This is a genomic window from Undibacterium sp. RTI2.2 (assembly GCF_035018705.1).
Taxonomy (GTDB): Bacteria; Pseudomonadota; Gammaproteobacteria; order Burkholderiales; family Burkholderiaceae_D; genus Undibacterium.
The window spans coordinates 1-15,648 of the sequence record NZ_JASJXN010000031.1; the positions used below are offsets into that span (position 1 = coordinate 1).

10 protein-coding genes are annotated in these 15,648 nt (G+C 46.1%); 9 read left to right on the forward strand and 1 reads right to left on the reverse strand.

Annotated features, from left to right (window positions below):
* The first annotated feature begins 1,137 nt into the window (after positions 1–1,137).
* From QN395_RS15525 to fabI, 6 genes are all read left to right on the forward strand, one after another.
* On the forward strand, positions 1,138–2,880 hold the full coding sequence (locus QN395_RS15525) for an ABC transporter substrate-binding protein (protein ID WP_322118041.1): 1,743 nt from the start codon (positions 1,138–1,140) through the stop codon (positions 2,878–2,880).
* Between the two features lie 165 nt (positions 2,881–3,045).
* Complete coding sequence (locus tag QN395_RS15530; protein WP_322118040.1) at positions 3,046–4,887, forward strand: ABC transporter substrate-binding protein; 1,842 nt, start codon at positions 3,046–3,048, stop codon at positions 4,885–4,887.
* A gap of 32 nt (positions 4,888–4,919) precedes the next feature.
* Entirely contained in the window at positions 4,920–5,858 is a 939-nt protein-coding gene (locus QN395_RS15535; protein ID WP_322118039.1) for an ABC transporter permease, read from the forward strand.
* A gap of 39 nt (positions 5,859–5,897) precedes the next feature.
* Complete coding sequence (locus QN395_RS15540) at positions 5,898–7,007, forward strand: ABC transporter permease (RefSeq protein WP_322118038.1); 1,110 nt, start codon at positions 5,898–5,900, stop codon at positions 7,005–7,007.
* A 9-nt stretch (positions 7,008–7,016) separates the two neighbouring features.
* Positions 7,017–8,717, forward strand: a complete 1,701-nt coding sequence (locus QN395_RS15545; protein WP_322118037.1) for an ABC transporter ATP-binding protein — start codon at positions 7,017–7,019, stop codon at positions 8,715–8,717.
* Between the two features lie 585 nt (positions 8,718–9,302).
* Positions 9,303–10,085: an enoyl-ACP reductase FabI gene (gene fabI, locus QN395_RS15550; RefSeq protein WP_323492349.1), complete on the forward strand. Its 783-nt coding sequence runs from the start codon at positions 9,303–9,305 to the stop codon at positions 10,083–10,085.
* A gap of 266 nt (positions 10,086–10,351) precedes the next feature.
* Here fabI and QN395_RS15555 read toward each other — a convergent pair whose 3' ends face one another.
* Positions 10,352–10,558, reverse strand: coding sequence for a hypothetical protein (locus QN395_RS15555; protein ID WP_323492350.1), 207 nt, complete (start codon positions 10,556–10,558; stop codon positions 10,352–10,354).
* Between the two features lie 222 nt (positions 10,559–10,780).
* Between QN395_RS15555 and bcsZ the strand changes: the two genes are divergently transcribed.
* The 3 genes from bcsZ to selD all read left to right on the forward strand — a co-directional run bounded on the left by bcsZ (position 10,781) and on the right by selD (position 15,574).
* Positions 10,781–12,043, forward strand: coding sequence for a cellulose synthase complex periplasmic endoglucanase BcsZ (gene bcsZ / locus QN395_RS15560; protein WP_322118034.1), 1,263 nt, complete (start codon positions 10,781–10,783; stop codon positions 12,041–12,043).
* A 356-nt stretch (positions 12,044–12,399) separates the two neighbouring features.
* A complete protein-coding gene (locus QN395_RS15565) occupies positions 12,400–13,908 on the forward strand; it encodes a DEAD/DEAH box helicase (RefSeq protein WP_322118033.1) in 1,509 nt (502 codons plus the stop codon).
* Between the two features lie 583 nt (positions 13,909–14,491).
* The gene (gene selD / locus QN395_RS15570; protein ID WP_323492351.1) at positions 14,492–15,574 is read left to right on the forward strand and encodes a selenide, water dikinase SelD; all 1,083 of its coding nucleotides are present in this window, start codon (positions 14,492–14,494) and stop codon (positions 15,572–15,574) included.
* Positions 15,575–15,648 lie beyond the last annotated feature (74 nt).

Here is a 15,648-nt window from a genome sequence, read left to right on the forward strand (position 1 = left end):
GTGAAATGCGATTACCAGCCCTATCCCGAACACCTTCTTGCCCGGCTCTTGCTGGTGATTTGAAAAATCCATACCTAACATCCTCCGAATACCACAACATATTATTTGTTGCTAATCGACCCAAGTAGATGAATAAACATCAATCTAAAAGAACCATAAAAAAATACAATTTACGCAGTCCTGACAGAACAATATTACTTAATTTTATGCAGCATATTTTTACTAAAAAAATGCATTATATGATTAAGCAACCGTTTGCGTACCCTTTCTTTCATCTTATTTTAAGCAAATAGAACAAAACAAACCTCCAGGAAATTGTTACGCTTTTTCCTTTATTTAGATTTAAATGCTTAGCAAAATACGCGCCATATCAAATCTGATCAGCTATTGATTCATAAGAAAGCATTTACGGCTTATCAATATGTAAAAAAAGCTGTGTTTTTGCCTAAAAAGTGAAAATGAAAGAATCAAAAAATTTCTGATGGCGCATGGAACCACTTCTAAGCTTGGCCTGTCAATACTCGATTTTTTTGATTTCCCTAAAAAACAACAGGCCACTTTTCATAGCTAAATCTCGACTTTAGCGACGCATTTAATTTGTGCTGTGCAGCAAAAATTTGGTGCGTAGATAGCAGAATTTTAAGAGAAGTCGTTTTTATTTTGCTGTGCACAAACAATCAGAATAAAATTTTTTTTCTCGCCTAAAACACTCGATAATCAGTTGTATATTGCGCGCTCTCAAATATTCATTTTGGTGCAGAACAACATCAAAACTTAGTCAACGGCTCTCTAATGTGATGTGTTTTTAATATTTCTGTTTAAATCGCGCTTTTTTAGTGCGGAAAAATAAGATAAATATTTTTACAGCATGTGTCACATCGCCGTGACTTACGCTATGGTTACGGATTTTTTAGGTTCTAAGTATTGATGCTCCTCCATCACGTCTATTACATAACACCTCAAAATAGCGTACGAAGTATCAGGATCGCAGCATCAAAGTCGGCATATTAGAGCCATGTTCATAATAAATGCCCGTTGCAGTAAAAGAGCCACAACCAATTAATCAAGAGGTGTTGCAAGATGCTGTATCAATTCAAATCAAAACTGCATGTACTTAGCCTCATAGGATTAATTTCTTTGAGCTACGCAACCGGGATTACACCAGCATCAGCAAGCAACCCAGCAGATCCCAATAAAATTGTGCGGCAAGCTTTTGAGGGTGCAGATGATGGTTTTGATATGGCAAAAACACAAAATCACTATTCTGGTTGGGTAGTTGATGCGATTTTTGAACCACTACTTGGTTATGACTATCTGGCACGTCCAGCTAAGTTAGTACCGAAGACGGTTGAGGCAATGCCGGAGGTAAGTGATGAGGGTAAGGTATTTATCTTCAAAATCATTCCTGGTATTTACTTCTCACCGGATGAGGCGTTCAAAGGTAAAAAGCATGAGTTGACTGCGCAAGACTATGTCTACAGCTTTAAACGCATACTTGATCCCGCTAACCGGTCGCCTCACGCCAGTTTCATTGATGGCAAAATTGTGGGCATGGATGAAGTTCAGGCGAAAGCGAAGAAAACTAACAAATTTGACTACGACATGCCAGTTGCCGGACTAAGGGCAATTGATAAATACACGTTGCGCATTGAACTGAAAAAAACTGACTATAACTTCTTATATGTAGTCGCCTACTCAGGCTTTGGTGCGGTGGCAAGGGAGGTGATTGAAAGTTATGGTAATCAAACTGGCATGCATCCAGTCGGTACCGGTCCTTATATGCTGGAAAAATATCTACCGCGTAGCAAAATATTTCTGAGCGCAAACCCTGAATACCGCGGTTATGTCTGGGACTTCAAGTCCTCTGGTTCAGACTGGGACGATCAAATAGTCAAAGTCATGAAGGGTAAGAAGATGCCGCAAGTCGGCAAAGTGGAAATCAGCATCATCGAAGAAGAACAATCGCGCTGGCTAGCATTCCAGGATAAGCAAATCGATGTCGACAAAATGCCGCAAATCGCTGCACCGGTTGTACTGAATGGCGATAAATTAAAAGCGTCTTTTATCGAAGAAGGCGTGAAGATGGAGCGCGTAGCAGATGCAGGCACGACATTCAGTTTCTTCAACATGCGTGATCCCATCGTTGGTGGTTATACCAAAGAAAAAATTGCCCTTCGGCGTGCGATTGCGATGGCATATAGCAACACAGACGAGATTGCGCAAATGCGTTTAGGACAAGCGATCAAAGCTGAAAGCCTGATTCCACCCGATGTCGTGGGCTTTGATCCCAAATACCGCAGCAGCCTGGCTTACGATATTCCCTTAGCAAATAAACTATTAGACTATTTCGGCTATAAACGCGGTGCTGACGGCTTCCGCACGATGCCCGATGGCTCACCATTAGTCATTAAAAAAACGATGGAGCCAGCTAATATTTATAAAGTACAGGCCGAGATATTTAAACGTGGGATGGATCAACTCGGCATTCACATGGATTTTTCGGTCAGCAATTTTGCAGACAATTTAAAAGCAGCTAGTGCTTGTAAACTCGTGATGTGGAGCGGCGCGTGGCTCGCTGACTATCCTGATGGCGAAAACTTCCTTCAATTACTGTACGGACCAAAATCTGGTCAAGGCAATCACGCTTGCTATGAGTCACCAGCCTACGATGCCCTATATACGAAAGCGATCTCATTACCGCCAAGTGAAGAACGCAACAAATTGTATTCACAAATGAGTCGTCAAATGGAGGCTGATACGCCGTGGATTATGCATTCCATCAGGGTGCGGAGCTATTTAATCAGACCTTGGATACAAGGATTTAAAAAACATCCTATCGTCCATTCAGACTGGATGTACCTTGACGTTGCTCCACATTAAGTACGAATTGTTAATCAAGTTAAACACAATCATAGTTAATATGCTGGCAGGCGAAAATATGTATGCCGCCCATATATGAAACCTATATATGACACCTATATTTATGCCAGCAAACTGTTGTATCAAATGTCCTAATCGGTCACTTAAGCAGGAGACCCAGTAATAATGAAATCCCAGTCAGTTATGCACACTTTCTTTAAAAAGTATCAACGCCATCTCAGCAAAATAGCGCTCTCTGCTAGCCTCATTTCCATCGGCTCATCACAACTAGCTGTCGCCGCTACTAATCCTGCAGATCCTGACAAAGTGTTGAAATGGGTATTCAATGTCGCTGAAACTGGCTTCGACCCCGGCGCGGCAAAAGACTTGTACTCAAACGGTGTCAACTATGTCATCTTTGAAACTCTGTACTCCTATGACTACCTGGCAAGCCCGGTCAAACTGATCCCCCGCGCAGCGGAGAGCATGCCAGAGGTTTCTGCCGACGCAAAAACCTACACCATCAAATTAAAAAAAGGGATTTACTTTACGCCTGATGATGCCTTCAATGGCAAAAGACGTGAATTGACCATGGCGGATTACATCTACACGCTAAAGCGATTGATGGACCCCAAATTATCTTCACCTCACTCCTGGTTATTGTCGGGGAAAATTGTTGGATTAGATGAATTGGCCGAGCAAGCCAAAAAGGCCAACAAGTTTAATTACGATACAAAAATCGCTGGTCTGGAGCTGGTAGACAAATACACTCTACGCATTCATCTCACCCGCCCGGACTTCAATCTTGGTTTGATCTTGGCACACAACCCGACCGGGGCGGTCGCGCGGGAAGTAATAGAAAAATATCAGGACTTACAAGGTCAAGTTATGGGCCACCCCGTTGGCACCGGCCCCTATATGGTGGCATTGGATGAATGGGTACGTGGCTCCAAAATCATTTTGTTAGCCAATCCAGATTATCGGGGCGATGTTTGGGACTTCAAAGGCGGAGCTAGTCCTGAGGATCAAAAAATCATGGCGGCGATGAAGGGCAAGCGCATGCCGCAGATTGGACGCATAGAAATTAATGTCATGATAGAAGATCAGTCGCGCTGGTTAGCTTTCCAAGGCGGTGAAATCGACATCTTTGAACTCGAAGGTCCGCTGGCACCTCAGGCGCTAGACAACGGCAAATTAAAACCTGCATTAGTCAAAAAGGGAGTCCAGTTATCACGCATCCCGGATCCGGAAACCAGTATTTATTACTGGAATATGCAAGACCCGGTTTGGGGCGGATTAAGTAAAGAAAAAATTGCCTTACGCCGCTCGGTAGCACTTGCACATAATATTCAGGAAGAAATCGACATCGTTTATAACGGCAATGCGGTCAAGCTTGATTACCCGATTCCACCTGGCGTTGTTGGATATGATGCCAACTATAAAAATAGCATTCAATATAACGTCGCAGCAGCCAATGCTTTACTAGATAAATTTGGCTACAAAAAAGGCCCGGATGGATTTCGTACCCTGCCCGATGGTAAGCCACTAGAAATCCGCTACACAGCCCGCTCCGGAGCAGTCGGCAAATTACAAACCGAGGTCTGGAAAAAAACCTACGACTCGATTGGCATCAAAATGAAAGAGGACTTAGTCCAGTTCTCTGAGATGCTAAAAGCGGAAAAAACCTGTCAGCTTCAAACTCGCAACTCGCCATGGATTGCTGACTACCCCGACGGTGATAATTTCATGCAACTGTATTACGGCCCGAATATTGGTAGCACTAATAATGGCTGCGTCAAACTGCCTGAATACGATAAATTGTATGAAGAATCTCAGAAACTCCCTCCCGGAGAGGAACGCGATGCGCTTTATCACAAGATGGCACGCATCATGGAAGTCAATACCGCACAAATGATGGGTTTCGCACGCTATAGAAATATGCTGGCACAAGCACGCGTTATCGGCTACAAGAAGCATCCCATCATTTATGGTGAATGGATGTTTTTCGATGTCGAAAAAAGTAAATAAATAAGCTCCTTTAGATCGTTAGAAAGTATTCCATGACAGCCTATATCCTGCGTCGCTTATGGCAAATGGCTCCCACTATGCTGGGGGTAATTTTGCTGGTGTTCTTCTTATTCAATTGGGTGGGCGGCGATCCCGCCTACATCCTCGCAGGCAAAATGTCGAACGCCGCACAGATCGCCAATATCCGTACTCAGCTTGGGATAGATCAGCCCTACTACGTACAACTGGGTATTTTCATTAAGCAAATTGTGACCTTTAATTTTGGTACCAGTTGGAGTACCGGTGAAGCCATCTCATCCATCATTACTACGCGCCTGGGACCATCGCTGACGGTATTAGTACCATTAACTATTCTCGAAACGCTATTTGCGATTGCGCTGGCGCTAGGCATTGCATTCAAACGCGGCAGTCTGACAGACCGTAGTGTGATGGTGGCATGTACGGTTGGCATGTCGATCAGTATTCTGGTCTATATCATTGTTGGCCAATACTTTTTTGCTTACAAGCTAGGATTGTTTCCTGTGCAGGGTTGGGGCAATAGCTTTGCAGAAAATCTTTTCAAGTATTCCGCCCTTCCGATCTTGATCGGACTGGCAGTCAGCGTCGCGCCGAGCTTGCGTCTATTCCGCACTTTTGTGCTGGACGAAGTTAACCAGGACTATGTGCGCACAGCACGCGCCAAAGGTGTATCCGAGAGCCGGATTAAGTGGGTGCATGTGTTACGCAACGCCTCTATTCCTATCATTACTCATGTGATGTCAAATTTGCCTGCCCTACTTGTTGGCTCATTTTTGATTGAGCGCTTTTTCTCCATCCCAGGCATCGGCCGCGAGGTGATTGCTGCCGTAGATAGTAGCGATTTTCCGCTGATCAAAGCAGTGACGGTGTACGTCGCCGCAGCCGCGATGTTATTTAATTTGTTAGCCGATCTGTTGTATCAAGCGGTTGATCCACGAGTTCAGTTGAAATAAGGCCAAAAAAGAATGTCGACGTCAATATCAACAAATTCAATGAATTCAAAAAATTCAACTGATCAAACAGTTTCTCCAGGTTTGTGGGCCTTAGCATGGCGTCGCTTACGAGCAGACAAAATCGCCATGATTGCCCTGTCCGTTGTGGCAGCTTTTTTAGTCGTGCTGGTGCTATCCGCCAGTGGCTTAATCGCCTCTGACTGGGAGCAAGAAATTGCGGTGAGCTATGCGCCGCCCGGTTTTATCGGTGCTGATGCCGTGAAAACTGAAGCAGTAAAAGCCGAAGCACCACCACCAGAAAATCCGCTTGATCCGTTAGCGGATGTTTTGCGCGAACTGCGTAAAACGCCGGGCAACCAACAACCACCTAGCGTCAATGAATACGGTGTTCCCGATCCTCTGGCAACAGAGATGAAAGAAATTTATACCGAGCTGGCGAAAAAAGGCAAAGCGGTCGTCGCAGAACGGGTACCAACCCTCCCCTTTGGTGCAGATAAATGGGGTCATGACATCATTAAGAAAACGATTAAGGGAGCAGAAACCTCGATTGTGGTCGGTCTGGTAGCGGCTTTTCTGGCGACTTTGCTAGGTACCTTATTCGGTGCTATCTCCGGTTATTTTGGTGGTCGTGTGGACGATCTGTTTAACTGGTTCTATAGCATCTTTACCTCTATCCCTTACTTGCTATTGATCTTGTCGGTCGCCGCCGTGTTGCAACAAAAAGGTGTGACGACCATCATTTTGATTCTGGCATTTACCGGCTGGACTGGACCTTTCCGTCTGATCCGGGCTGAATACATGAAGCATAAAAATCGTGAATACGTCTGGGCAGCCGACGCGATTGGTGCATCACATTTCCGTAAAATGTTTATTCATATCTTCCCTAATGTCAGTCATGTGGCCCTGGTGCAAGTATCTATTCTGGTAGTCGGATTTATTAAGTCTGAAGTGATTTTGAGTTTCCTCGGTTTTGGTGTCCCAGTCGGTGTGGTGTCATGGGGCAGTATGCTCAATGAAGCACAAAACGAACTAATCTTGGGTAAATGGTGGCAGCTAGTGGCTGCGACCGCAGCCATGGCGGTGCTGGTAACAGCCTTCTCGCTGTTCACCGATGCCTTGCGCGATGCGCTCGACCCTAAGCTGAAATAAGGACAGACCATGAGCCAAGAATCATTATTAAAAGTAGAAAATCTGCGCGTCTCTTTCCGTATCAATAAAAAAGAAAGCGTAGAAACTGTCAAAGGGATTTCCTTCGATATTCCGCGTAACTCTACCGTCGCTCTGGTCGGTGAGTCTGGTAGCGGCAAATCCGTCAGCTCGCTGGCGATTATGGGTCTGCTACCACCCGATACCTCCAGTATTGCGAAAGACAGCAAGATCACATTTGAAGGTCGCAGCCTGCTTGATTTAAGCCTCGCAGAACGTCGCCAATTATGTGGCAAAGACATCTCCATGATTTTTCAGGAGCCCATGACTTCGTTGAATCCGGTGTTTACGGTCGGCTTCCAGATCGGCGAAGTCTTGCAACTACATATGGGGATGAACGCCAAGCAAGCACGCGCAAGATCCATCGCCTTATTGGAAGAAGTCGGCATCCCCGACCCTGCTAATAAAATTGACGCCTACCCTAGCCAGATGTCCGGCGGGCAGCAACAGCGCGTAATGATTGCGATGGCAATTGCCTGCGAACCTAAATTGCTGATCGCGGACGAGCCGACAACCGCGCTCGACGTGACGATACAAAAACAAATCATCGATCTGATCGAGGCATTACGGGTAAAGCACAATATGTCCGTGCTGTTTATTACCCATGATCTGGCCTTGGTTGGCGAGATTGCCGATAAAGTGATCGTCATGCGCAGCGGCGAAATCCGCGAAGCGGGCGACGTCAAACAGATATTCCAGGCACCAAAGGATACCTATACCCAGGCGCTGCTGCATTGCCGTCCATCCTTATATTCGCGTCCATGGCGCTTACCGGTAATTGCAGATTTTATGAGCCATATCGAGAAAACCGGCAGCATCGTTATCGAACATAAAGAGCGGCCGCGTGGATTAAACGGCGACGAAGATATCGTGCTCGATGTGCGCGGTTTGGGTAAAAGTTTTTACACCCGTGAAGGCTTCTTCGGCAAAAAAGAATTTCGGGCAGTAGAAGATGTTTCCTTCAAACTGGCGCGCGGAAAAACTCTGGGTGTCGTCGGCGAATCCGGTTCTGGCAAGACAACCGTGGGCCTCACGCTGATGCGCTTGCACCAGGCAACGGCCGGTCAGGCGATCTTTGAAGGCAAGGATATTTTGTCCATGTCCAACAAAGATTTTATGCAGTACAAGCGCCGCATCCAGATCATTTTCCAAAACCCTTATGCGTCGCTCAATCCACGCTTCACGGTTGGACAAATTTTGATGGAGCCAATGCAAATCCATAGCATCGGTGCCAATGATAGTGAACGCGCAAAAATGGCCTATACCTTGCTGGAAAAAGTCGGTCTGCCAGCAATCGCCTTCCATCGCTATCCACACGAGTTTTCTGGCGGACAACGCCAGCGTATTGCCATCGCTCGCTGCCTGACGATGAAGCCAGAAATACTCATCTGCGACGAATCGGTATCCGCTTTAGACGTCTCAGTGCAGGCACAAGTACTGAACCTGCTGCAAGATTTACAGGAAGAATTTGGCCTGTCGTATATCTTTATCTCGCACGATCTGGCCGTCGTGAAGTACATTGCAGATCAGGTAATGGTGATGAATAAGGGCAAAGTCGTGGAGCTGGCAAATTCAGATGAGCTTTATCGCAATCCTACGCAGGCTTATACCAAGACCTTGCTGAATGCGATCCCCCGCGGCTTACACGCTTAGTTTGCAGACTTGTGTGTAAACTAAACTGAGCACTTCGGCAATCCGCTGGCATCGGACTTAGGGGGAAGTAGGAACTTGCGTAAAACGGACAATCTCCTTTAGCACCTCATTTTTTTGCACAAGTTCTATTGAAGAAATTAAGGATACTCCCCCTATTTTTTATAAAATACGCCCTATTGTCCAATAATTCTGTGGACAATTAAATATACTAATAGGGAGTATCAATATTTACCTGTATATAAGCTGATGAATACCACCTCAGATTCACTGCTGTAGTAGCTAACGCCAATTTTGGGCAGATACAAGAGTGAAAAAATTTGCCGACTAGACGACTACCATCTACAATTCCGTCCTGTTGAGGAGTTACTCTAATTTGTTCACAGTTGCATGCGAGTAAAACGAAGGCAATCTCAACGCTGAATACCCAAGGAGTTTTTTTAAAACCTATTGATCGAGATCGATTACTAACTGATACTCGATATGGATTTTAGAAGTTCCCATAACCTTAGTCCAATCAATATGCGCCTCCACAAGCCATTTTGGCCTGTAAGCCGCAGAAACAATGGACTACCCCATGGAGTTAATATGGCATTTCTGCAAGGCAAAAAAATCCTGATCACTGGTTTGCTCTCAAACCGCTCTATTGCTTATGGCATCGCCAAAGCCTGTCATCGTGAAGGCGCGGAGCTGGCTTTTACTTATCAAGGTGAGCGTTTCAAAGACAGGATTACCGAATTTGCGAAAGAGTTTGATAGCGCGCTGGTATTTGATTGCGACGTTGGTAGCGACGAGCAAATCAATGCAGTATTTTCAGATATAAGCAAATCCTGGGATGGTCTGGATGGTCTGGTGCACGCAATTGGCTTTGCCCCGCGCGAAGCAATTGCAGGTGATTTTTTAGATGGCTTGTCACGTGAGTCATTCAAAATCGCCCACGATATTTCCGCCTACAGTTTTCCTGCACTGGCCAAAGCCGCATTACCGATGCTGCGTAAAGATGCTGCTCTGCTGACCTTGTCTTACCTTGGTGCGATCAAAGCGATTCCTAACTACAACACAATGGGTTTAGCTAAAGCATCGCTGGAAGCATCGGTACGTTATCTGGCGGAATCAATGGGCAAGCGCGGCGTCCGCGTGAATGGTATCTCTGCCGGTCCGATCAAAACTTTAGCCGCCAGCGGTATTAAAGATTTCAGTAAATTATTAGGATTTGTGGCGGAACATTCACCCCTGCGCCGCAATGTGACCATCGACGACGTGGGCAATACCGCAGCCTTCTTGCTATCCGATCTGTCAGCTGGCATTACTGGCGAAATTACGTATGTTGACGGTGGCTTTTCGCATGTAATGGGTATCATCACCGAATAAGCAGTCCAGCTAAAAAACAAGGGAGCAAAGGCAAAGTAAATTCGCCCGCTCCCTTTTTTATTTGACCTAACGTTTGCGTTCAACCTAAAAACGGCAATAAAACACGAAACAGACTGTTCAGATCAGACTTGCCTAAAGTACACGATGCCTCGATCACTGACACCGGTAAATTCTGTAAGCCAGACTGCAAAGGATGCACCATCAACGGCAAGCTAAAAATCACCGGACCAGCGACCAAGCCAACAAAACTAAATATCAGTGTCCACCTAGCGCGATTTCCAGCCAGTGACCAAATACGTTGGGTGGGCTAAACTTTCGAAATCAAATTTCAAATCATCAAATGCAGATTGCACATTAGCCGCAACTGCGACCGAAATCGTATCAGCGGCAGCGACCTGCGCCACCGGGCTGGCGAGGGCAAAAAATATCACCTTAAAAAAGCTAGGGAAGATTTTATTTTCAGACTCTTTCAATATAAACTAGGTCAAACTTACGAAAATTTATCCCGGCAAAGTGTAGCGGCGAAGACGGTCTTTAGTACGACTAAACGCTGCAACGCAGTTGAATGCTTTTTCTTCAGTCGTTTTTCCGCAAACCCCTTTGCGTATGCCGTTTTGCGTAAGTTCGACTAGACGCTAAATGCCAACAAATGCCTTTGCATGCGACCAGACCAAGCAATTTCCTGAAACAAGATAATGACTGCTGCACCAGCCCCTCGATTTGGTACGAAGAACATGAAGAGCGCCAAGCTCAAACAAGCATTGCTCGTGCTGCACTACGCATATGGAAAATTTTTTGCTCGCTTACGACGATTACTATTCGCTATGAAGAGTTTTAGTTTATTGGTTTTATTCATTTCATTCTTGCCACAGACAGCGATCGCAGCCGGTAATTGTGAAAAAAACTGGCCAGCTTGGGATGCGTTCAAAAAGAATTTTATTAATGAAGGCGGACGGGTCGTTGATGCCAGCACACCGCGATTTCATAGTTCCTCCGAAGGGCAAGCTTATGGACTATTTTTTTCCCTGGTCGCTAATGATAAGAAGAGCTTTGATTTCTTATTAAAATGGACAGAAGCAAACTTGGCCGGCGGCGATCTTACCGCGCGTTTACCGGCCTGGTATTGGGGTAAAAAAGACGATGGTAGCTGGGGGGTAATTGATCAGAATTCTGCATCAGATGCCGATCTCTGGCTCGCCTATACCTTGGGTCAAGCAGGCACTCTCTGGAACGACAAACGATACACGGCATTATCAACATTGATCGGTAAACGTATTCTGCGGGAAGAAACCGCAGACCTGCCAAAGCTAGGACTGAGTCTATTGCCAGCACCATCGGGGTTTACGCCGACAACAACTAGCTGGAAGCTCAATCCTAGCTACACACCAATCCAAGTCATGCGCTGGTTTGCCAACAATGGTCAGGATGAGCGTTGGGAAAAGTTATTACATTCCTCGGCGCAAATCATTATCGGTGCGTCACCCAAAGGTTATAGCCCGGACTGGATTCTTTATGACAGCGCGAAAGGATATGTTATCGATAGCCAAGGTCAGGAAAAAGGTAACGGCGGCTACAATGCGATCCGTGTCTATTTATGGGCAGGAATGTTGCCAGAGAAGGAACCGTATAAAAAAGCGCTTCTTACAGCGCTCAAACCGATGGCAAGTCTGGTGGAGAACAAAGCGTTTCCGCCAGAATTTATTAACGTGAGCACTGGAGAAATCAACAAACCCGGCTCCACCGGATTCTCGGCTGCGATGCTACCGTTTTTAAAAACTACCGGTTATAAAAAAGCATGGGAAGAACAAAATCTGAGAATTTCTGCCTTGCTCATTAAACCAGACGCCTATTACGATCAAGTGCTTGCGATGTATGCACTTGGCTGGCAAGAACAGCGTTATCAATTTCACGCAAATGGCAATTTAATGCCTCAATGGAAATCCAGTTGCGGAAAATAAAACTGTTAATCTGACAAATTGGATTTATTCATTGCCTTCAATCACAAATCCGTGCTTTTTCTACAGAAATACTGTATTATAGCGTCCTTGCACTGCAGCACAAGTTTCAGTGTACTAAGTATTAATTTGCAGCACCGCAAACCCTGCACATTTGTGACATCACAAATGATGCGATGTAAAAGCCCTCCCGCCCTGCATGTCCAGTACGACCTTTTGGACATCATCCCGGCGCAAAGCTTTTTGTGCCGAAATTTCATCGTTTCCTTCTTGGTATTCTTTGTTCATTTCGTTTGGTTAGCGTTGCTTTTTTATGCGCATTGTATTTGCACTGCGCTGATTTTTAACGAAAGATTAGAATGACTTTTGAAGCATTAGGCCTACACACGTCCGTTATCCGCGCCCTGACTGACGCTGGTTATACAAAACCTACAAGCGTTCAGGAACAAGCTGTTCCTGCTGCGATTAGTGGTCGTGATTTGTTGGTATCTTCACAAACTGGTTCAGGCAAAACTGCCGCCTTCATGTTGCCAGCCTTGCACAAGTTCGCAAGTGCAGCAGAAACCGACTTAGAAACAGCCGGCAAAACGCCAAATCAAGCACAACAATCAGCACGTGCACGCGGTGATCGCCCACGCTTTGTTGCCGCGAAACCAAAAATGTTGGTACTGACACCGACACGTGAATTGGCTCTGCAAGTAACGACAGCAACTGATAAATACTGCGCCTATATGAAGCGCGTTAAAGCAGTGTCGATTTTGGGTGGTATGCCTTATCCAAAGCAGATGCAATTATTGTCCCGCAACCCAGAAATTCTGGTCGCTACTCCAGGTCGTTTGATCGACCATATGGAATCCGGCAAAATTGATTTCTCCGAATTAGAAATTTTGGTATTAGACGAAGCTGATCGCATGTTGGATATGGGCTTTATCGATGACATCGAAAAAATCGTTGCAGCAACACCAGCAACACGTCAAACCATGTTGTTCTCTGCAACATTGGATGGCGTAGTCGGTAACATGGCACGTCGCATCACTAAAGATCCTATGGTCATTCAGATCGCTGGCTCTGCAAGTAAGCATGAAAACATCAAGCAAAAAGTTCACTTTGTCGATGACATGTCTCACAAAAATCGTTTGCTAGACCACTTGTTACGTGACGAAACGGTTGATCAGGCTGTTATCTTTACTGCGACTAAACGTGATGCAGATACCATTGCTGATCGTTTAAACATCGCCGGTTTTGCTGCTGCCGCTTTGCATGGCGACATGCATCAAGGTGCACGTAACCGCACATTAGATTCTCTGCGCCGTGGACAAGTCCGCGTATTGGTGGCAACTGACGTCGCTGCTCGCGGTATTGACGTTCCAGCGATTACACACGTATTCAACTACGACTTGCCTAAGTTCCCGGAAGATTACGTCCATCGTATTGGCCGTACTGGCCGCGCTGGTCGCAATGGCGTTGCAATTTCTCTGGTAAATCATGCTGAAGGTATCAACGTTAAGCGTATCGAACGTTTCACTAAGCAATTGATTCCTGTCGAAATTATCGAAGGCTTTGAGCCGAAGAAAACAGCATCTACATCGCATAGTGCTGCACGCAAGCCAAGCGGCTGGCGTCCAGGCGACAGCCGTGGTAACAGCAGTGGTGGTGGCTATCGCGGCAATAACGCTGGCTCTGGCAACAGCAGCAGCGCGAACGGCAATCGTAGCGAAGGTAGTGGTTATGGCGCGAACAAACCAGCACAACGCACATTCAGCAAACCAGCTGGCAGCACGAGCGGCGCGCCACGTAGCGAAGGTGGTTACAAAGGTAATCGTACTGGCGATACTGGCAATGCACGTCGCTCATTTGGCGATCGTTAATACTGGTAAATGCATCGGCAAATATTTGTCGGCAGCGAACAAAAGCGACCCTTGTGGTCGCTTTTTTTATGGACATCAAAAGTAAACGTAAAAAAGTAATCTCGCCCGTCTCAGAGTATCCGCCAAGACTCAAAACTAATATACTCCCCTACCAAAATACATAAACACTGCCTACTGTCCAATTATTATATGGACGATTAAAATATACATACCCATAGTATATTTAATACCAAAAATAATTGCGGCATATCGACTGACGCACACCTCATCAAAAAAAACTCATAAACTGCTCCTACTACAAGCTTGATAACATCAATACACTATAAGATTTACGCAAAGTTATCCCGGCAAAGGCGCAGCGACGAAGGCAGTAGTTTAATGTATAGCTAGGTGCCGCAACACAGCTAGGGCGTTTTTGCGTAGTCCTACCTTGCCAGGTGCTTCAACTATGCTCTGCAAGCACTTATAGTGAGTATCACTGTGCAGCTTTGGACAGAGGCTGTGCATCTCGTTTAGTATGGTGCCTGTAATTCAACTTTGTCATCACTGATAAAACCAACGCGATTCTCTTTACTCAATTTATATGACATCAACAGTATTATCCGAGGCACCAGCATCCCCGATACGGCTTACCTCTTTTTCACACGGTGGCGGTTGCGGCTGCAAAATCGCGCCAGGCGTCTTGTCTGAGATTTTAAAAAAATCGACTGGCTTCCCCGTGCCGACTGCCCTGATGGTTGGCATAGAAACCGCCGATGACGCTGCCGTGTATAAACTCAATGACGAGCAAGCACTGATCGCCACTACGGATTTTTTCATGCCGATCGTGGACGATCCATATGACTTTGGTCGAATCGCTGCCACCAATGCTATCTCCGACGTCTATGCGATGGGCGGCACTCCGATTATGGCGCTGGCACTGGTTGGCATGCCTATCAATCAATTGCCAATTGAGGTCATCGGTAAAATCGTTGCGGGTGGAGAATCCATTTGTGCTGAAGCAGGTATCCCGATTGCGGGCGGTCACACGATTGATTCAGTCGAACCAATTTATGGTTTAGTCGTACTCGGTTTAGTGCATCCATCCAAAGTCAAACGTAATGCCGATGCCAAAGTCGGCGACAAACTCGTCCTCGGCAAACCGCTGGGTGTGGGCATTTTGTCAGCAGCGCTCAAAAAGCAAGCACTAGACGAGGCAGGTTATGCCAGCATGATTGCCAATACCACCAAGCTCAACCGGCCCGGCATGGCATTATCCAATATGAGTGCAGTACACGCAGTCACCGATGTCACAGGCTTTGGTTTGCTTGGACACCTGTTAGAAGTCTGTCGTGGCGCGAATGTGTCCGCCCAATTGACGATGTCGCACATACCGCTTTTACCGGATGTGCAGCAATTGGCAGAGGCCGGATTTATCACGGGTGCCTCCGCTCGCAACTGGGATGCTTACGGACATGATGTTGTGTTGGCGGAGGGTATCAGCCCAGTTCAACAGGCGCTGCTCAGCGATCCGCAAACCTCGGGAGGCTTATTAGTTTCCTGCTCGGCCGATGCGGTGGAGGATGTATTGGCTTTATTTAAAGCAGACAATTTTTTTGATGCTGCCGTCATCGGTGATATCGTTGCAAAATCTGGTGATGCAGCAAATGTCTTTGTTGGCTTATAGGAAGTATCTCGGTTTTTTATTAATCTTAGGACTCACGCAAAACCGCCCCAGCTGCGTTATAGCTCCTAGCTGCA